Here is a 19,011-nt window from a genome sequence, read left to right as displayed (position 1 = left end):
TCGGGTTCTTACGGGCAGTTTTTTTCCCCGCTCTTTCCACAGCCTTTACTGCCCGTTAAAGCGAAAAAAAGAAACATTCCTTATTCAGGAATGTTTCTTTTGCCTTCATTACTTTTTAGTAACGTTAGCAGCTTGAGGTCCGCGGTTACCTTCAACGATTTCGAAAGAAACTTCTTGACCTTCTTCTAAAGTTTTGAAGCCTTCGCCTTGAATTGCAGAGAAATGTACGAATACATCTTCGCCACCTTCAACTTCGATGAAACCAAAACCTTTTTCGCCGTTAAACCATTTTACTTTTCCTGTTTGCATTGCATGTACCTCCTAAATAAAAAGAAATCTATCTATTGGAAACTACATACAAAGGTCGAGATAAACATCATGATTTCCTCACAAGCTAATGCTTTGAAACAAACACGCTTTATTTCCGTACCACATTATGCAGCTCAATAGTTCTTTTACTATATCACGCCCGGAATAAAACGTCAAACAAAACAAAAATATCTTTTTGAAAATTAACAAAACTTGTATTTTCTATTTGAAAATGTTTCGGTACAATATAAATACGGATATACATATTTATAATTGAGGTGAAACCATGAAAGCACATGAGATCGAATACAAATTATACGGCGATGATATGCAGTTTGTTGAAATTGAGTTAGACCCGCAAGAGAGCGTAGTTGCTGAAGCCGGTGCTATGATGATGATGGAAGACAATATTGAAATGGAAACAGTATTTGGTGACGGTGCTGCACAAACAGGTGGATTTTTCGGCAAGCTTGTCGGTGCTGGGAAACGTCTCGTGACAGGTGAGAGCTTATTCATGACTGTATTTACAAATACAGGACATGAAAAACGTCATGTTTCATTTGCAGCTCCGTATCCTGGGAAAATTATCCCTGTTGATTTAACTGAGTATCGCGGAAAAGTAATCTGCCAAAAGGATTCTTTTCTATGTGCTGCAAAAGGTGTTTCTGTCGGCATTGAATTTACAAAAAAACTTGGTAGCGGCTTCTTCGGCGGCGAAGGATTTATTATGCAAAAACTTGAAGGTGACGGCCTTGCTTTCATGCATGCCGGCGGAACGGTTTATAAGCGTGAGTTAAAACCAGGAGAAAGATTACGAATTGATACAGGTTGCCTTGTTGCCATGACACAAGATGTTGATTATGATATTCAATTTGTTGGTAATGTAAAAAGTGCAATCTTCGGCGGTGAAGGCCTATTCTTCGCAACATTACAAGGGCCGGGAACGGTTTGGGTTCAATCTTTAACATTAAGCCGCTTAGCACAGCGCATTGCTGGCCCAGGAGCAAAAAATTCTGGAGAAGGCAGTATTCTCGGTGGACTTGGACGCATTCTGGATGGCGACGAGTAAAGTTTTACTGCCCGTTAGTGCGGGGTAAAGTGAAACTTCCATCGGGAGTGCCTTTCTCCGATGGTTAGTTGAACCAATCGGGCTCTTACGGGCAGTTTTACTCCCCGCTCTTCTCCATCCTTTACTGCCCGTTAGTGCGGGGTAAGTAAAAGAATGAATTCCATATCCTCCTCATATATTGAATTATATTTCATCATGAGGAGGACTTTTCTATGCCAACTTCTGTATCCTTTCATAAGGATACCGCTGTGTTGTTAGCTACATGCTGCGAACTAACATATGAGCAATATAAGCAAAATGGCATTTTCACCATTCCCGAAGGTTTTCGATATATACAAGGCTTTCAGGCAAAAGCCATTCAAACAACAACATGGTTTGGATTTATTTTAGAATCAGAGGATCAAATTATTGTAGCCTTTCGCGGGACACAATCCGACCGTGATTGGATGGCCGATTCGATAGTCCAACAAAAACCATATCCATTTACTGCAAATAGCGGCAATGTTCATAGCGGCTTTCTTTCTATTTACGAATCATGTAGAGATACAATAATGGACACCCTCGTTTCCCTATCTTCTCATAAAGCACTTTTCGTTACTGGACATAGTTTAGGAGGAGCCCTTGCTACCCTGCACATACTAGACGCCCGTGTAAACACTTCATTCTCTCATTACACTCTCTACAATTTCGGCTCCCCGAAAGTCGGAGATATTGCCTTTCGAAATTATTATAAAATGCAAGTGTCCAACAGCTTTCGCTTCGTAAATTTATTTGATGTCGTCCCGCTTCTTCCCCTCGTAAAGTACAATTCGAAGAAAATAAATGGGAATATTCCCATATTCATCGCAGTATGACCTTTACGAAAAATATGAATTCCATTACAAAAAACCATCACATTACAACTTATAAAACGTCAATTACCGCTCTTTTTTAAAAGGTCTATATTGGAGACCGAACATAGTAAAAGCTATCGTTACATTCTTTCTAGTTATGCTTGTTGTTTTTACAGGTTTCTTTACATTTTCGTACTTTGCTACAGCAGAATACGATGGACACGGTATATTATATGCACCGTTCTATCCTACTTCTGCCACAAAGTAAAACGACTTGAAATGTTTACAAGTCGTTTTTTTCGTTTTCCTTTAGTAAACAATTGTTCCGCTTCTCGAAACTATTTAGATGAAACTCTACTTTCTTTTACCGCGCTCGCATGCCCTCTGCGATTCTCCAAATATCACGACTGTACTGTAAGATTGTTCGGTCACTTGCGAAATGACCAGATTTCGCAATATTAACAGTACTCATTTCAAGCCATTTTTTTCGATTCTCATATGTTCTTCCAACTTTTTCTTGCGCATCTGCATACGGTGCAAAATCCCGGAGAACAAAATATTCATCATTTTGAATAAGAAGGGAGTCGAAAATAGCTTCAAACTCATCACCCGCATCCTCAAAAAAGCCATTTGTCAGCTGATTGACGACTTTTTGAATGCGCATATCATGATGATAATAATCGCTAGCACGGTATCCGCCATTTTGATAATAATGTAGTACTTCTTCTGCAGTTAAACCGAAAATAAAAATAGCATCATTTCCAACAGTTTCTTTTATTTCAACATTAGCACCATCTAGCGTACCAACCGTTATCGCACCGTTCATCATAAATTTCATATTTCCGGTTCCTGATGCTTCTTTACTTGCAGTTGAAATTTGTTCACTCACATCTGCCGCTGGAAAAATATCTTCAGCAAGAGAAACGCGATAGTTTTCTAGAAAAATAACTTTCATATATTGACTTACATACGGATCATCATTCACTTTTCGGGCTAATTCATTTATAAGTTTAATAATCTTTTTCGCATAATAATAACCAGGCGATGCCTTTGCACCAAAAATAAATGTACGCGGATAAAAGGAAAAACTAGAATCTTCTTTTAAACGATTGTACAAATATAAAATATGCAGCACATTTAATAATTGCCGCTTGTATGCATGTAGCCGTTTTACTTGCACATCAAAAATAGAATATGGATCAACAACAATACCTGTTTGTTTTTCAATCCGCTTCATTAACAATTCTTTTCGCACTTGTTTTACATTATGAAGCGCATCTTGAAATGCTGCATCATACTTATAATTTCCTAAAGTTTGCAGCTGATCTGGCTCCTTCATCCAATCTGTTCCAATTGTTTCACAAATTAATTTTGACAGCTGCGGATTTGCTTTTAATAACCAGCGCCGATGGGTAATTCCATTCGTCTTATTATTGAATTTCTCTGGATAAAACTCATAAAACAATCGCATTTCTCGCTGCTTTAATATTTCCGTATGAATGTTAGCAACACCGTTTACACTATGACTGCCAACGATTGCTAAATGTGCCATCTTCACAAGCCCATGAGCGATAATCGCCATATTTTCAATGCGATTCCACTCATACGAATACCGCTCCCATAAATCACGACAAAAGCGCTCATTAATTTCTTGTACAATCATATAAATGCGCGGTAATAACGGCTCAAAAATATGAATCGGCCACTTTTCTAACGCTTCAGATAAGGTTGTATGGTTTGTATAAGAAATCGTATGTCTTGTAATGTACCACGCATCCTCCCAGCTCATCTTTTCTTCATCAAGCAAAATACGCATTAATTCCGGAATCGCTAAGACAGGGTGCGTATCATTAATATGAATCGCAATTTTCTCATGCAGATTGCGCAGCGTGCCATTTCGTTCACGATGCAACCGAACAATAATTTGTAAGCTAGCAGACACAAGAAAATATTGCTGTTTCAAACGAAGTATTTTTCCTTCATCATGCGTATCATCTGGATATAAGAACTCCGATACTGCTTCCGTTTCCCGTTTATATTTCAATACATCCTTGCAATTTTGGGGAAATAGAACCGGCTCTGCACTCCAAAGACGCAGTGTATTTACAGTATTTGTCTGATAGCCAACAACAGGTACATCATACGGTACAGCCATAATTGTTTCCGCATTTATATGCCGAAATTCAAGACGTTCATTTGACTGAAATGTATCAACTTGTCCCCAAAAGCTAACTTCCACAGCTTGATCATGCCTTCTTACTTCCCAAACATTCCCGTGACGCAGCCATTGCTCCGGCAGCTCGATTTGATAACCATCCACAATTTTCTGATCAAACAAACCGTGCTTATAGCGAATACCGCACCCGTGGCCTGGCAAATCTAATGAAGCAAGAGAATCAAGAAAACAGGCCGCCAAACGACCAAGACCGCCATTTCCAAGTCCAGCATCTGCTTCAATTTCTTCAAGGTCTTGTAAGTAAATCCCAAGTTCTTCTAATCCTCTCTCGCATACATCACGTATTCCCAAGTTTAAGACATTACTTCCTAATAAACGCCCTAATAAAAACTCAATCGATAAGTAATACATTTGCTTTTGATTGTCTGTCCGATATCGTTCATTCGTCTCAATCCAGCGCTGACTAATATATTCACGTACCATATGTCCGAGCGTATTATATTGATCTTGCACAGTCGAATCTTTAAAACTTTTACCATACATCGTTTCTAGCTTTTCTAAAAAAGCAGCTTTAAAACTCTCTGTACTCGAAAACATCTCTCTCACCTCTTCCAAAATGAAACTACCAGCAGTGGATTTCCCGCTGCTGGTTAGCCCTCCCAATCCGGTTCTAACGAATGAATCCTTCACACATACAACCCGTTCAGTGAAACATGTATCAATTACGCTTTCCTACTGATGATGAACAAAAAGAATCGGTTGCTTATCATCAATCTCCTTTTGTTCCTCATGAGATTGTGGTTCCTCATTTGACTCGAACAAGCTTTCATAAAGCTCCTTATACTTACGTGCGGACTGCTTCCAGCTATAATCCTCTGTCATTGCTCGTTTCACAAGAGACTGCCATACCTTTTTGTCATGATAATAGTGCAGTGCACGCTGCACCGTATGCAGCATATCGTGCGCATTGAAGTTCGTAAAACTAAAACCATTTCCTTCATTTATAGCTTCATTGTACGATTGAACTGTATCATTTAAACCGCCTGTTTCCCGCACAATTGGAATCGCTCCGTATGCAAGGGCAATTAACTGTCCAAGGCCGCATGGCTCAAATAAAGATGGCATTAGAAACAAATCTGTCCCGGCATACACTTGATGTGCCAGCCCTTCATGAAATCCGATATACACTTTCACTTTATCTGGATATTCATATGCCATTTGTTCAAAAAACTGTTCATATTCTTTATCGCCCGATCCAAGTACAATAAATTGCACATCTTCTTGCATCATTTCATGAAAAACATGACGCACTAAATCTAATCCTTTTTGCTGCGTTAAACGTGTAACCATCGCAATAATAGGTGCCTCTTCTTTTTCTGGCAATCCAAAATAACGCTGTAATGCACGTTTATTATCTCTTTTTTTATGAAGTGAATTTGCATCATACATTGCCGCTATCGTTTTATCATTCTTCGGATTGTACAAAACATCATCAATTCCATTTACAATTCCAACAAGTTTATCGTTATATTTACGCAATAAACCATCTAACTTCTCTCCGAAAAATGGATATTGAATTTCTTCTTTATATGTCGGACTTACCGCTGTAATCATATCAGAGGCGATAATTCCGCCTTTCATGAAGTTGATGTTTCCGTAAAACTCAAGCTGCTCACTATGAAAATACTCATTGCCAAGCCCCAATAAGTCATCCATAACAATGCGCGGAAACACGCCTTGAAACTGCAAGTTATGAATCGTAAAGACTGTCTTTATCTTTTCGTATAATGGCTGATCACGATATTTTTCACGTAATAAAAAATTTGCCATCGCTGTATGCCAATCATGACAATGCAGAACATCTACTTCAAAATCTATATGCGGAATGCATTCTAATACCGCCTTTGAGAAAAATGAAAAACGTTCGCCATCATCATAATGACCATATAGTGAATCGCGTTTAAAATAATATTCATTGTCGATAAAATAATACGTAATTCCTTCATGCTCCATTTTCAAAATACCGCAATATTGATTACGCCAACCAAGCTGAACCGTAATCACTTTATGAAGCACACATTCTTTTCGTACATGCTCTGGAATCAAACTATAGTACGGAAGCATAACACGCACGTTCATTCCAAGTTTTTGTAATGCCTTTGGAAGTGCTCCAGCTACATCTGCTAATCCACCCGATTTAATAAATGGTACACATTCTGATACTGCAAATAAAATATTCACTGCGATTGTCTCTCTGCAGCAGCAAGCATAGGCAAACTATGCTTACCTATGCCATGCCTGCAGATTCCTCCTCTCAATTTTCAAATATACATCTTAGTAAATCGTTATATTACTGCTTTGTATTGTTCCTTTCTCTACAACAAATGGAGAATGGGCTCCGCCTGTTAACGTCGTTCCATCTTCAATCTTTACATCCTTATCAATAATTACACCATCTAGTATACAATTCTCTCCAATTTGGCTCTTTTGCATAATAATACTGTTACGAACAATCGAACCTTTTCCAATCTTTACAGAACGAAAGACAACGCTATTTTCTACTTCTCCCTCAATAATGCTGCCATTCGCAACCATCGCGTTATGTACACTCGCGTTTTTTCCGTACCTTGTTGGCGGCTCATCCTTTACTTTCGTAAAAATCGGCGTTTCTTTCTTAAACACTTGCTTCCAAATATGCGGCTGCAGTATTTCCAAGCTATGTTTATAGTAACTTTCAATTGAATCGATTACCGCCACATAGCCAGTATGCTCATAACTTTCAATATGCAATGATGTGTTTCGTTTTTCTTTTACAACATCAATTAATCTATAATATCCCATGTCTTGATACGTCTCAAACAAATGTAATAATAACTCCTTCTTTAATACATATGTCTGAAGTGACTCACCTTGGTGACATACTTCTGTAATATCTGCCTCTGTGTATAAGTGACGGTCTAATACCGCTTGGAAATCAAGCGCTGTTACAACATGACTGTTTGTAATCACAACGTACTGCTCTTTACTACGTAAAAAGTAATCCATATGTCTGCTAAAATGAGCAAATGTACCAAACTCATCTTGATCACATTGACAATTTGGAGGAAATAAAAATAAACCATCACGTTTTCGATCTAAGTCCCACTGTTTTCCAGAACCGAGATGATCCATGAGTGAACGATTTTTATGACTTGTGAAAATGGCTACACTATGAATATGAGAATTTACCATATTGGAAAGCATAAAATCTATTAAACGGTAACGCCCAGCAAACGGCAATACCGCCAATGATCGATGATTTGTTACTTGTTGTAGTGATGGAAAATTCTCTGTTGCATTAATAATTCCTAACATTGATTCTCTCACTCATCTCATCCCCTTTTCGTCACGCTCTAACAGACAGTAAAATTATCACCGTAACCTTCCATAAACTCAAAGAAGATAGGAATAGAATCACTATCCGTAAAAGCTCCGATTGTCTCCGCTAACTATTTGTGAAGGGATTAAGCTCCCCTTGCTAATCATTAGTTTTACTTCATTTAATTTTCCTCTGCAATTAATACAACGTCTTCAATATTTCGTTCCGGACGAATGATTGCTCCATCTTCAACGACCATCCCTGGCCCAACAATGGCACGCTCAATCACAACATTCTTTCCAATTCTGGCATCTGGCATAATAACTGAATCTACAACCTTGCTGCCTTCCTCCACGATTACCCCTTGAAACAATACAGAATGCTGCACATCACCTTCTACAACACAACCTTCGTTAATTAACGATTCTTCCACTTTAGCTGACGGTGCAATATATTGAGGCGGCTGGTTCGGGTTAACGGAACAAATTCGCCAATCACGGTCATATAAGTTGAGTGATGAATCTTCGCGAAGCAAATCCATATTTGCTTCCCATAAGCTCTTCACTGTTCCAACGTCTTTCCAATACCCGCTAAATGGATACGCAACAAGCTTTTTCCCTTCATCCAATAAAAGGGGAATCACATCTTTTCCAAAATCATTACTAGATTCTGGATTTCTTGCATCCATTTCTAAATACTCTTTTAAAATAGCCCAATTAAAAATATAAATGCCCATTGAAGCTAGATTGCTTTTTGGAAACTGCGGTTTTTCTTCAAACTCAACAATTTCCATCGCTTCATTCGTATTCATAATGCCAAAGCGGCTTGCTTCATCCCACGGTACTTCAATAACAGAAATAGAGACATCTGCTTCTCGTTCCATGTGATGATCGAGCATTTTTGCATAATCCATCTTATAAATATGATCGCCAGATAAAATGAGAACATATTCCGGATCATACTGCTTTAAATAATTCAAATTTTGATAAATGGCACTTGCCGTTCCTGTATACCATTTCACTCCAGAAGACTCTGCATAAGGAGGGAGTACAGTAACCCCTCCATTTACACGGTCTAAATCCCATGCATCTCCAATACCGATATAACTATGCAATTCTAACGGCTGATATTGTGTTAAAATCCCCACTGTTTCAATACCAGAATTCGCACAGTTACTTAATGTAAAATCAATAATGCGATATTTACCGCCAAATGGAACAGCTGGCTTCGCTAGATTTTTTGTTAAGGCGCTTAAACGACTACCTTTTCCCCCTGCTAATAACATTGCTACGCACGTCTGCTTTTGTACCATCTTGTGTACTACTCCCTTTCGTGTTTTCACCGGCCGTAAAATTGAAATTCCAAATGGTGGTATTGTCATTTCAACATGAGCAAGCTGATTATGATAAGGTTCCATAATTGCTTTTAATCGCTTCTTATTGATTTGTCCCGAACCGCCGTATGCAGAACTATCACTATTTAAAATTTCGTTATAATAGCGAAATGCTGGTACGCCAACTTTATAGTTTTCATACACCGCATTTGTAAAGTTACAAACGATAACGAGGACATCCTCTTCTCTCTCCCTTGGCGAATAAACGAAAAAATACTTTGCTCACGATTATCCGCATCAATCCACTGAAAACCATTTTCTGTGTGATCAAGCTGCCAAAGCGGCTTAGAGCGCTTATACAATGCTATGAGCTCCTTAAAGTAATCATGCGTACGATCATGCATTTCAAAATCATGTAAGCCCCAATCTAAATCTTCAAGGTCTTTCCATTCGTCATATTGTCCAAACTCGCCGCCCATAAAGAGCAGCTTCTTACCTGGATGTGTAAATAAATAGCCATACAATAAACGAAGCTGAGCAAACTTGGACCAATAATCACCCGGCATTTTATTTAATAGCGACTTTTTCCCGTGTACAACTTCATCATGTGATAACGGTAAAATAAAATTCTCAGAATACGTGTAAAGCAGTGAAAATGTTACTTTGTCATGAATATATTTCCGATACTCCGGCGCACATTCCATATATTTTAAAATGTCATTCATCCAGCCCATATTCCATTTATAATTAAAACCAAGTCCACCTTCGTATGTCGGTGCAGTTACGAGCGGCCATGCTGTTGAATCTTCTGCAGTCATTAAGAAAGTTGGATCTTCCGCAAATACTGCTTCATTCAGCTGTTGCAGGAATAATACAGCATGTTCATTACTTTCCTGCCCCCGTTTCGCTCCCAATATAGCATGTTAGCAACCGCATCAACGCGAAAGCCGTCGATATGATAATACTTCATCCAAAACAATGCATTCGAAATGAGAAAATTTCGTACTTCTTGTTTTCCTAAATCAAAATTCACAGTTCCCCATACGTGATTTTCTTGTACATCAAGATCTCTATATTCATACGTTGGTTCTCCATCAAACAAATAAAGCCCATGAGCATCTTTACAAAAATGCCCTGGTACCCAATCTAAAATGACACCGATCCCATATTTATGACATTCATCGACAAAATACATAAAATCCTGCGGTGCTCCGTATCTACTTGTCGGTGCATAATATCCAGTCCCTTGATATCCCCAAGAACGATCATATGGGTGTTCAATAAGCGGCATAATTTCAATATGAGTAAATTGATGCTCTACTACATACGGAATAAGCTCATCTGCCATTTCTCTGTAAGAGTAAAAAGACTCATCTTCTTTCTTTTTCCATGAACCAAAGTGAAGCTCATAAATTGCTAACGGTTCATTATAAATTGGTTTTCGTTTCTTTTTTTGAAACCACTTCTGATCTTTCCACTTATATCCTTTTATATCATAAACAATGGATGCCGTATTTGGTCTCACTTCAGCATATATTGCATACGGATCAGCTTTTAAAATTGTATGGCCGTTTAAGGCTTCAATTGCATATTTGTACAATTCCAGCTGAGCTACATTTGGTATGAATAAAGACCAAATTCCATCCTCTGTCACTCGCACCATTTTATGAATTTGATTATTCCATTCATTAAAATCTCCTACAATACTCACAGCTTGTGCATGAGGAGCCCATACAGAAAAACGTGTTCCTTGCACCCCATCTTCCTTCGTTAGATGAGCACCAAATATTTCGTAGCTATCGTAAAATTTCTCTTTATGAAACAATAGCATTTTTTCCTCATTACAATTTGTTACAATCACTATGTTCACCTCACAAGATGACAGAATTTTAAATATGTTATTACTATTCTTCGGTAAATAGAAATATCCTTGCGATTTTCTAAAAAAACATACGTTTTTTTCGCGGAAATTCATGGGAATTCCGTAAATTTCCGCTGAAAATATCGAATTTTGACGAATATTCCTTGTAAGCGTTTTATTTTAGAATAATTTTCAAAATGAAAAAGAGGGGAGATTTTACTGCGATTCATTACTTCCTATTAGAGTAAAATACATATTACGTTTAAAAAGTAATTAACTTTCAGCAAAACATAAAAAAACCCTTTCCGGCAAAAGGGGATATACAGGGGGCTGCCGGAAAGGGGTTTATACAATTTGGATTATAGTACTGGTGCCATAGTTTCTTTTAGCACTTTTACAGAATGATCAAATTTCAATTCTTCCTCTTCATTTAATTCAAGCTCTACAATTTCTCGAACACCTTGGCGGTTGATAACTGCTGGAACACCTACGTAAACATCTTGTTGTCCATATTGTCCTTCAAGATATGCAGATACTGTCAATACGCTGTTTTCGTTGTTTAAAATCGCTTTAGTTACACGTAGTAGTGACATACCGATACCGTAGTAAGTTGCACCTTTACGTTGAATAATATGATAAGCAGCATCGCGTACATTCACAAAGATTTCATCTAAATCGCTTTGATTGTACTTTTCATTGTTTGCTAAGATTGTTTCAAGTTTTTGTACACCAACAGTAGCATGGCTCCATACTGGAAGCTCTGTGTCGCCATGTTCACCAATAACATATGCGTGAACGTTGCGTGGATCCACATCTAAGTATTCACCTAACATGTAACGGAAGCGAGCAGAGTCTAAAGTTGTACCAGAACCAATTACACGTTCTTTTGGTAATCCAGATTCTTTCCAAGTTACATAAGTTAAAATATCAACTGGGTTAGTTGCGATTAAGAAGATACCATCAAATCCGCTATCCATAATGCCGCGAACGATTTGTTTAAAGATTTTTGTATTCTTCTCAACTAAATCTAAGCGAGTTTCACCTGGCTTTTGTGGTAATCCAGCAGTGATAACAACAAGATCTGCATCTTTACAATCTGCATAGCTGCCTTTCCAAACTTTTGTTGGAGCTGGAGCAAATGGAACAGCATGGCTTAAATCCATTGCTTCCCCTTCTGCTTTTGCTTCGTTTACGTCAACAAGAACAAACTCTTCAGCTACACCTTGGTTAATCATAGAATATGCATAGCTGCAACCTACAGCTCCTGTTCCTACTAATACTACGCGGTTAATACCTTTTTTCATGGTAAAATCCCCTCTCTATTTTTCATTTCATTATTATTATTATCATTGTCATTTAAGTAAATAATTAAAATACTGATTTTATATTGTTTAACTTCCTTACACACATATTGTAGCACGTTCATTTGTGAATGTATTCACAAATTATGACCTATTTGTGAACTTTTTCACAGATGAGAGAAAATTATAGTATCAGGTATGGAATCTATCCCAGTTTAAGCGAAATACATTCACATACTAGTTCCGCCAGAATCATAAACCACTTATCGTCTATTCGGCGATTCGCCAATATCCAACATACGTAAGCAGTAAAAGGGACTCTCCCAAAAGACACCTACTTGCCTTTGGATAAGCCCCGTTTTTTCTATCCCGCATTAACGGGCAGTAAGACCCCCATCTCAAGATTGAGAGAGAAGCGAAGAAGATAGGCGGAGGATAACGGCCTTTAAAAGCCCGATTGGTTCAACTAACCATCAGTGGGGGATGAAGAACCCCCACTGATGGAAGTTTCACTTTATAAAAAGAAGAAACATAACCCAATAACAGCGCCGGCATATAACAAGTTGACAACACAAAATCCCATAATAATACAATGCACCTTTGTATTATTAAGCTAAATGAAAATACTCATATATCTTATATAAGTTGTCCACACCTTTTTTCAGCTTTCAAATATTATATATTGAGTCAAAAATTTATTTTGAAAGGAGTTGGTTTATATAAATAAGCATACAAAATGCGTCTGTGAACAACTAGCAGAATTACAGGTAGGTACAGTAGTAGATATTTTTCTAAATGGAAACTTTATAGATGATGTTACGTTTGTTAACTTTAATCCTGAAAACTTTTGCGCAACTTTCGTATTTACAGAAGGAGACGAAGAAGGAGGAGTACTTCTTATAGATTGCCGTGATATTCAAGCACTTACAATTAGTAAGGGCTAGTTTATAAAAGAGAGCTTTGAAAAAAGCTCTTTTTTTATAATTTCAAAATATATTTCTATCCGAGATAAACAAAAGAGGAAGAGGGAAAGAAACATGTCAATTCTCATAAATCATACTGCTACCCCTAAAATATTCAATCCGAATTTAGTAAAGGACACAGATATACAATCTTCACATATAAAAAATAAAAACAAACACCTTGAAGATATTTGTTGCCTTTTAAACACCTTTAATTTAGGAAGAAAAGTAAACGAAATTATAGTTAATGGCACACCATTAACCGTTTCAATTTTCACAGGATTTCACTTTAACACAGGTCTTGCTACGTTTATAGATAAAAGTGGGCGCATTATCCTCGCTAATTGCGAGCGCATTGATGCAATTGTTCTTTAGCATTTTTATTGATATTAAAACGAAGAATTGTATTTTAAATAAAAAAACTATCTTCTTTAATTAATACTCATGTGATTAAAGTTGAGGATTAATTATCCATTAACACAAGACAAATAAAAAAGAGATAGCATATATGCTATCTCTTTTTTTATGACCCGTACGGGATTCGAACCCGTGTTACCGCCGTGAAAGGGCGGTGTCTTAACCACTTGACCAACGGGCCAATTTCTGGCAGAGAAGAAGGGATTCGAACCCTCGCACCGCGTAAGCGATCTACTCCCTTAGCAGGGGAGCCCCTTGAGCCACTTGGGTACTTCTCTATATATGGCTCCGCAGGTAGGACTCGAACCTACGACCGATCGGTTAACAGCCGATAGCTCTACCACTGAGCTACTGCGGAATATGGTGGGCCTAAATGGACTCGAACCATCGACCTCACGCTTATCAGGCGTGCGCTCTAACCAGCTGAGCTATAGGCCCATAGAAAAAGCGGGTGAAGAGAATCGAACTCTCGACCAGAGCTTGGAAGGCTCTTGTTTTACCACTAAACTACACCCGCATAAAAATGGTGAGCCATGAAGGACTCGAACCTTCGACCCTCTGATTAAAAGTCAGATGCTCTACCAACTGAGCTAATGGCTCATTTTGAAATGGTGCCGGCTAGAGGACTTGAACCCCCAACCTACTGATTACAAGTCAGTTGCTCTACCAATTGAGCTAAGCCGGCTTGTATATTTCAAAATGGTGGCTCGGGACGGAATCGAACCGCCGACACGAGGATTTTCAGTCCTCTGCTCTACCGACTGAGCTACCGAGCCTTAATATAAATGGCGGTCCCGACCGGGGTCGAACCGGCGATCTCCTGCGTGACAGGCAGGCATGTTAACCACTACACCACGGGACCATTGGTTGCGGGGACAGGATTTGAACCTGCGACCTTCGGGTTATGAGCCCGACGAGCTACCAGACTGCTCCACCCCGCGATGATATAATATTCTTTTAAATAAAAATGGAGGAGGTAGAGGGATTCGAACCCCCGCGCGACTCTCGCCGCCTGTCGGTTTTCAAGACCGATCCCTTCAGCCGAACTTGGGTATACCTCCGAGATATATGAAACTTGAGTGGTGGACCTTGTAGGACTCGAACCTACGACCGGACGGTTATGAGCCGTCTGCTCTAACCAGCTGAGCTAAAGGTCCTTTATGGTAGCGGCGGAGGGGATCGAACCCCCGACCTCACGGGTATGAACCGTACGCTCTAGCCAGCTGAGCTACACCGCCATAAATAAAGTATAAGTGGAGCCTAGCGGGATCGAACCGCTGACCTCCTGCGTGCAAGGCAGGCGCTCTCCCAGCTGAGCTAAGGCCCCATTATTTTAAAACTATCGGGAAGACAGGATTCGAACCTGCGACCCCCTGGTCCCAAACCAGGTGCTCTACCAAGCTGAGCCACTTCCCGTTAATAAGCGCGCCCGAGAGGACTCGAACCCCTAACCTTTTGATCCGTAGTCAAACGCTCTATCCAATTGAGCTACGGGCGCATATGGTGCCGAGGGCGGGGGTCGAACCCGCACGGTGGTCACCCACCGCAGGATTTTAAGTCCTGTGCGTCTGCCTGTTCCGCCACCCCGGCATGTCATATTGAAAATTGGAGCGGAAGACGGGATTCGAACCCGCGACCCCAACCTTGGCAAGGTTGTATTCTACCACTGAACTACTTCCGCAGACATATATGAGATATTTTATTAAAAGTGCGGGTGAAGGGAGTCGAACCCCCACGCCAAAGGCGCCAGATCCTAAGTCTGGTGCGTCTGCCAATTCCGCCACACCCGCATAATATAATTTTTCAAGAAAAAATGGGGCGACTGATGGGAATCGAACCCACGAATGCCGGAGCCACAATCCGGTGCGTTAACCACTTCGCCACAACCGCCATAGTTGCTGGTGCCGGCTAGAGGACTTGAACCCCCAACCTACTGATTACAAGTCAGTTGCTCTACCAATTGAGCTAAGCCGGCATTATATGGTGGAGGATGACGGGATCGAACCGCCGACCCCCTGCTTGTAAGGCAGGTGCTCTCCCAGCTGAGCTAATCCTCCATTTGCCTGGCAACGTCCTACTCTCACAGGGACAAAGTCCCAACTACCATCGGCGCTAGAGAGCTTAACTTCCGTGTTCGGTATGGGAACGGGTGTGACCTCTCTGCCATCATTACCAGACTGTATTCAATTGAGACAATCATTATTATACTTGATTCACTAAAAAAGTCAACAAGTTTTTTTATATTCTCTCAAAACTAGATAACATCAATGTAGTATACATATTGTATGGTTAAGTCCTCGATCTATTAGTATTCGTCAGCTCCACATGTCACCATGCTTCCACCTCGAACCTATCAACCTGATCATCTTTCAGGGATCTTACTAGCTTAACGCTATGGGAAATCTCATCTTGAGGGGGCTTCATGCTTAGATGCTTTCAGCACTTATCCCTTCCGCACATAGCTACCCAGCTATGCCCTTGGCAGAACAACTGGTACACCAGCGGTGCGTCCATCCCGGTCCTCTCGTACTAAGGACAGCTCCTCTCAAATTTCCTACGCCCACGACGGATAGGGACCGAACTGTCTCACGACGTTCTGAACCCAGCTCGCGTACCGCTTTAATGGGCGAACAGCCCAACCCTTGGGACCGACTACAGCCCCAGGATGCGATGAGCCGACATCGAGGTGCCAAACCTCCCCGTCGATGTGGACTCTTGGGGGAGATAAGCCTGTTATCCCCGGGGTAGCTTTTATCCGTTGAGCGATGGCCCTTCCATGCGGAACCACCGGATCACTAAGCCCGACTTTCGTCCCTGCTCGACTTGTAGGTCTCGCAGTCAAGCTCCCTTATGCCTTTGCACTCTACGAATGATTTCCAACCATTCTGAGGGAACCTTTGGGCGCCTCCGTTACTTTTTAGGAGGCGACCGCCCCAGTCAAACTGCCCACCTGACACTGTCTCCCGGGTCGATAAGACCCGTAGGTTAGAATTTCAATACAGCCAGGGCGGTATCCCACCAGCGCCTCCACCGAAGCTAGCGCTCCGGCTTCAAAGGCTCCCGCCTATCCTGTACAAGCTGTACCAAAATTCAATATCAGGCTACAGTAAAGCTCCACGGGGTCTTTCCGTCCTGTCGCGGGTAACCTGCATCTTCACAGGTACTATAATTTCACCGAGTCTCTGGTTGAGACAGTGCCCAAATCGTTACACCTTTCGTGCGGGTCGGAACTTACCCGACAAGGAATTTCGCTACCTTAGGACCGTTATAGTTACGGCCGCCGTTTACTGGGGCTTCAGTTCAGAGCTTCGCTTGCGCTAACCCCTCTCCTTAACCTTCCAGCACCGGGCAGGTGTCAGCCCCTATACTTCGCCTTACGGCTTCGCAGAGACCTGTGTTTTTGCTAAACAGTCGCTTGGGCCTATTCACTGCGGCTTTCCGTTAAGAAAGCACCCCTTCTCCCGAAGTTACGGGGTCATTTTGCCGAGTTCCTTAACCAGAGTTCTCTCGCACACCTTAGGATTCTCTCCTCGCCTACCTGTGTCGGTTTGCGGTACAGGCACCTTTTATCTCGCTAGAAGCTTTTCTTGGCAGCGGGGAATCAAAGACTTCGCTCCATAAGGAGCTTCCCCATCACAGCTCAGCCTTCGCGGTAAGCGGATTTGCCTACTTACCAGCCTAACTGCTTGGACGTGCACAACCAATCGCACGCTTCTTCTATCCTTCTGCGTCCCTCCATTGCTCAAACGATAAAGAGGTGGTACAGGAATATCAACCTGTTGTCCATCGCCTACGCCTGTCGGCCTCGGCTTAGGTCCTGACTAACCCTGAGCGGACGAGCCTTCCTCAGGAAACCTTAGGCATTCGGTGGACGGGATTCTCACCCGTCTTTCGCTACTCATACCGGCATTCTCACTTCTAAGCGCTCCACCAGTCCTTACGATCTGACTTCACAGCACTTAGAACGCTCCCCTACCACTGATACCATAGGTATCAATCCGCAGCTTCGGTGGTGTATTTAGCCCCGGTACATTTTCGGCGCAGAGTCACTCGACTAGTGAGCTATTACGCACTCTTTAAATGGTGGCTGCTTCTAAGCCAACATCCTAGTTGTCTAAGCAACTCCACATCCTTTTCCACTTAATACACACTTTGGGACCTTAGCTGGCGGTCTGGGCTGTTTCCCTTTTGACTACGGATCTTATCACTCGCAGTCTGACTCCCAAGGATAAGTCATTGGCATTCGGAGTTTGACTGAATTCGGTAATCCGATGAGGACCCCTAGTTCAATCAGTGCTCTACCTCCAAGACTCTCACACTTGAGGCTAGCCCTAAAGCTATTTCGGGGAGAACCAGCTATCTCCAGGTTCGATTGGAATTTCTCCGCTACCCACACCTCATCCCCGCACTTTTCAACGTGCGTGGGTTCGGGCCTCCATTCAGTGTTACCTGAACTTCACCCTGGACATGGGTAGATCACCTGGTTTCGGGTCTACGACCACGTACTAAACGCCCTATTCAGACTCGCTTTCGCTACGGCTCCGCCTCTTCAGCTTAACCTCGCACGGGATCGTAACTCGCCGGTTCATTCTACAAAAGGCACGCCATCACCCGTTAACGGGCTCTGACTATTTGTAGGCACACGGTTTCAGGATCTCTTTCACTCCCCTTCCGGGGTGCTTTTCACCTTTCCCTCACGGTACTGGTTCACTATCGATCACTAGGTAGTATTTAGCCTTGGGAGATGGTCCTCCCGGATTCCGACGGAATTTCACGTGTTCCGCCGTACTCAGGATACATTCAAGAGGGAACGAAGTTTCAACTACAGGGTTGTTACCTTCTATGACGAGCCTTTCCAGGCTGCTTCGTCTACCTCGTTCCTTTGTAACTCCGTATAGAATGTCCTACAACCCCAAGAGGCAAGCCTCTTGGTTTGGGCTAGATTCCGTTTCGCTCGCCGCTACTCAGGAAATCGCATTTGCTTTCTCTTCCTCCAGGTACTTAGATGTTTCAGTTCCCTGGGTCTGTCTTCTTTACCCTATGTATTCAGATAAAGATACCATACCATTACGTATGGTGGGTTTCCCCATTCGGAAATCTCCGGATCAAAGCTTACTTACAGCTCCCCGAAGCATATCGGTGTTAGTCCCGTCCTTCATCGACTCCTAGTGTCAAGGCATCCACCGTGCGCCCTTTCTAACTTAACCAAAATTAAAAAAATATGAGCTACACTGTTATCTAGTTTTCAAAGAACAAGCCTACTGCGTTGAATACGCTTCTTTGCTGGCTTGCGGCGAGGAATCCATCATCGTGGATTTCACTTGCAGACGCAGCCGCATATAAGACTATATATTCACGCTGTATCTAATCGAGAGATAGTTCTCTCAAAACT

11 protein-coding genes, 22 tRNA genes, 2 rRNA genes and 1 pseudogene are annotated in these 19,011 nt (G+C 41.4%); 4 read left to right on the top strand and 32 right to left on the bottom strand.

Features of this window, described 5'->3' with window-relative positions; all coding sequences use genetic code 11:
• Positions 1-108 precede the first annotated feature (108 nt).
• The gene (cspD, locus tag ACEWFJ_RS04385; protein WP_035432508.1) at positions 109-309 is read right to left on the bottom strand and encodes a cold-shock protein CspD; all 201 of its coding nucleotides are present in this window, start codon (positions 307-309) and stop codon (positions 109-111) included.
• A gap of 286 nt (positions 310-595) precedes the next feature.
• Between cspD and ACEWFJ_RS04380 the strand changes: the two genes are divergently transcribed.
• Both ACEWFJ_RS04380 and ACEWFJ_RS04375 read left to right on the top strand, forming a co-directional pair.
• Positions 596-1,378 carry a TIGR00266 family protein gene (locus ACEWFJ_RS04380; protein WP_429710144.1) on the top strand — a complete coding sequence of 261 codons (783 nt, stop codon included), beginning with the start codon at positions 596-598 and terminating at the stop codon, positions 1,376-1,378.
• A gap of 212 nt (positions 1,379-1,590) precedes the next feature.
• Positions 1,591-2,312, top strand: a pseudogene (locus ACEWFJ_RS04375) (lipase family protein).
• Positions 2,313-2,575: 263 nt separating this feature from the next.
• Here ACEWFJ_RS04375 and ACEWFJ_RS04370 read toward each other — a convergent pair.
• From ACEWFJ_RS04370 to ACEWFJ_RS04340, 7 genes are all read right to left on the bottom strand, one after another.
• Positions 2,576-4,984 (bottom strand): glycogen/starch/alpha-glucan phosphorylase, encoded by a 2,409-nt coding sequence (locus ACEWFJ_RS04370; protein ID WP_473690616.1) that lies wholly within the window; start codon positions 4,982-4,984, stop codon positions 2,576-2,578.
• Positions 4,985-5,119: 135 nt separating this feature from the next.
• Positions 5,120-6,628 (bottom strand): glycogen synthase GlgA, encoded by a 1,509-nt coding sequence (gene glgA / locus ACEWFJ_RS04365; RefSeq protein WP_473690614.1) that lies wholly within the window; start codon positions 6,626-6,628, stop codon positions 5,120-5,122.
• Positions 6,629-6,721: 93 nt separating this feature from the next.
• The gene (locus ACEWFJ_RS04360; protein ID WP_473690612.1) at positions 6,722-7,753 is read right to left on the bottom strand and encodes a GlgC family sugar phosphate nucleotidyltransferase; all 1,032 of its coding nucleotides are present in this window, start codon (positions 7,751-7,753) and stop codon (positions 6,722-6,724) included.
• 173 nt (positions 7,754-7,926) lie between these two features.
• A complete protein-coding gene (locus tag ACEWFJ_RS04355) occupies positions 7,927-9,282 on the bottom strand; it encodes a glucose-1-phosphate adenylyltransferase (protein ID WP_473690610.1) in 1,356 nt (451 codons plus the stop codon).
• On the bottom strand, positions 9,225-9,992 hold the full coding sequence (locus tag ACEWFJ_RS04350) for a hypothetical protein (RefSeq protein ID WP_473690608.1): 768 nt from the start codon (positions 9,990-9,992) through the stop codon (positions 9,225-9,227). Before ACEWFJ_RS04350 ends, ACEWFJ_RS04355 begins: the two co-directional genes overlap by 58 nt.
• Positions 9,932-10,939, bottom strand: coding sequence for a GlgB N-terminal domain-containing protein (locus ACEWFJ_RS04345; RefSeq protein ID WP_473690606.1), 1,008 nt, complete (start codon positions 10,937-10,939; stop codon positions 9,932-9,934). The genes ACEWFJ_RS04350 and ACEWFJ_RS04345 overlap by 61 nt, the downstream gene beginning before the upstream one ends.
• A 359-nt stretch (positions 10,940-11,298) precedes the next feature.
• The gene (locus tag ACEWFJ_RS04340; protein ID WP_230576426.1) at positions 11,299-12,243 is read right to left on the bottom strand and encodes an L-lactate dehydrogenase; all 945 of its coding nucleotides are present in this window, start codon (positions 12,241-12,243) and stop codon (positions 11,299-11,301) included.
• A 716-nt stretch (positions 12,244-12,959) separates the two neighbouring features.
• Here ACEWFJ_RS04340 and ACEWFJ_RS04335 point away from each other — a divergent pair.
• Entirely contained in the window at positions 12,960-13,184 is a 225-nt protein-coding gene (locus ACEWFJ_RS04335) for a penicillin-binding protein (protein WP_440604504.1), read from the top strand.
• Between the two features lie 93 nt (positions 13,185-13,277).
• Positions 13,278-13,577: a hypothetical protein gene (locus ACEWFJ_RS04330; protein WP_440604457.1), complete on the top strand. Its 300-nt coding sequence runs from the start codon at positions 13,278-13,280 to the stop codon at positions 13,575-13,577.
• A gap of 151 nt (positions 13,578-13,728) precedes the next feature.
• On the opposite strand, the gene ACEWFJ_RS04325 is transcribed toward ACEWFJ_RS04330, so the two are convergent.
• The 24 genes from ACEWFJ_RS04325 to ACEWFJ_RS04210 all read right to left on the bottom strand — a co-directional run bounded on the left by ACEWFJ_RS04325 (position 13,729) and on the right by ACEWFJ_RS04210 (position 18,826).
• Positions 13,729-13,800: transfer RNA gene (locus ACEWFJ_RS04325), tRNA-Glu, on the bottom strand.
• Between the two features lie 6 nt (positions 13,801-13,806).
• Positions 13,807-13,897, bottom strand: a tRNA-Ser gene (locus ACEWFJ_RS04320).
• 5 nt (positions 13,898-13,902) lie between these two features.
• Positions 13,903-13,977: transfer RNA gene (locus ACEWFJ_RS04315), tRNA-Asn, on the bottom strand.
• Between the two features lie 3 nt (positions 13,978-13,980).
• Positions 13,981-14,057: transfer RNA gene (locus tag ACEWFJ_RS04310), tRNA-Ile, on the bottom strand.
• Positions 14,058-14,065: 8 nt separating this feature from the next.
• A tRNA-Gly gene (locus ACEWFJ_RS04305) sits at positions 14,066-14,136 on the bottom strand.
• A gap of 7 nt (positions 14,137-14,143) precedes the next feature.
• Positions 14,144-14,219 (bottom strand) — tRNA-Lys (locus ACEWFJ_RS04300).
• Positions 14,220-14,228: 9 nt separating this feature from the next.
• A tRNA-Thr gene (locus ACEWFJ_RS04295) sits at positions 14,229-14,304 on the bottom strand.
• Positions 14,305-14,319: 15 nt separating this feature from the next.
• Positions 14,320-14,395 (bottom strand) — tRNA-Phe (locus tag ACEWFJ_RS04290).
• A 10-nt stretch (positions 14,396-14,405) separates the two neighbouring features.
• Positions 14,406-14,481 (bottom strand) — tRNA-Asp (locus tag ACEWFJ_RS04285).
• A 2-nt stretch (positions 14,482-14,483) separates the two neighbouring features.
• Positions 14,484-14,560: transfer RNA gene (locus ACEWFJ_RS04280), tRNA-Met, on the bottom strand.
• 27 nt (positions 14,561-14,587) lie between these two features.
• Positions 14,588-14,680 (bottom strand) — tRNA-Ser (locus ACEWFJ_RS04275).
• Between the two features lie 19 nt (positions 14,681-14,699).
• Positions 14,700-14,776, bottom strand: a tRNA-Ile gene (locus tag ACEWFJ_RS04270).
• Between the two features lie 4 nt (positions 14,777-14,780).
• A tRNA-Met gene (locus tag ACEWFJ_RS04265) sits at positions 14,781-14,857 on the bottom strand.
• 16 nt (positions 14,858-14,873) lie between these two features.
• A tRNA-Ala gene (locus ACEWFJ_RS04260) sits at positions 14,874-14,946 on the bottom strand.
• Positions 14,947-14,961: 15 nt separating this feature from the next.
• Positions 14,962-15,035: transfer RNA gene (locus tag ACEWFJ_RS04255), tRNA-Pro, on the bottom strand.
• Positions 15,036-15,043: 8 nt separating this feature from the next.
• A tRNA-Arg gene (locus ACEWFJ_RS04250) sits at positions 15,044-15,117 on the bottom strand.
• A gap of 3 nt (positions 15,118-15,120) precedes the next feature.
• A tRNA-Leu gene (locus ACEWFJ_RS04245) sits at positions 15,121-15,209 on the bottom strand.
• Between the two features lie 16 nt (positions 15,210-15,225).
• Positions 15,226-15,300: transfer RNA gene (locus ACEWFJ_RS04240), tRNA-Gly, on the bottom strand.
• 28 nt (positions 15,301-15,328) lie between these two features.
• A tRNA-Leu gene (locus ACEWFJ_RS04235) sits at positions 15,329-15,409 on the bottom strand.
• A 24-nt stretch (positions 15,410-15,433) separates the two neighbouring features.
• A tRNA-His gene (locus ACEWFJ_RS04230) sits at positions 15,434-15,509 on the bottom strand.
• Between the two features lie 9 nt (positions 15,510-15,518).
• Positions 15,519-15,594 (bottom strand) — tRNA-Thr (locus ACEWFJ_RS04225).
• 6 nt (positions 15,595-15,600) lie between these two features.
• Positions 15,601-15,676 (bottom strand) — tRNA-Val (locus tag ACEWFJ_RS04220).
• 4 nt (positions 15,677-15,680) lie between these two features.
• A 5S ribosomal RNA gene (gene rrf / locus ACEWFJ_RS04215) occupies positions 15,681-15,796 on the bottom strand.
• 108 nt (positions 15,797-15,904) lie between these two features.
• Positions 15,905-18,826 (bottom strand): 23S ribosomal RNA (locus ACEWFJ_RS04210).
• Positions 18,827-19,011: the final 185 nt, after the last annotated feature.

The sequence above is a fragment of the Bacillus sp. EA-CB0995 genome (genome assembly GCF_055814245.1).
The sequence above is the reverse complement of the archived record's forward strand: the minus strand, read 5'-3'. Positions and strand labels throughout refer to the sequence as shown.

Excerpts from the sequence above, each read along its gene's own strand:
- cspD (WP_035432508.1), bottom strand. The coding sequence starts at position 309 with ATGCAAACAGGAAAAGTAAAATGGTTTAACGGCGAAAAAGGTTTTGGT.
- ACEWFJ_RS04380 (WP_429710144.1), top strand. The coding sequence starts at position 596 with ATGAAAGCACATGAGATCGAATACAAATTATACGGCGATGATATGCAG.
- ACEWFJ_RS04370 (WP_473690616.1), bottom strand. The coding sequence starts at position 4,984 with ATGTTTTCGAGTACAGAGAGTTTTAAAGCTGCTTTTTTAGAAAAGCTA.
- ACEWFJ_RS04340 (WP_230576426.1), bottom strand. The coding sequence starts at position 12,243 with ATGAAAAAAGGTATTAACCGCGTAGTATTAGTAGGAACAGGAGCTGTA.
- ACEWFJ_RS04330 (WP_440604457.1), top strand. The coding sequence starts at position 13,278 with ATGTCAATTCTCATAAATCATACTGCTACCCCTAAAATATTCAATCCG.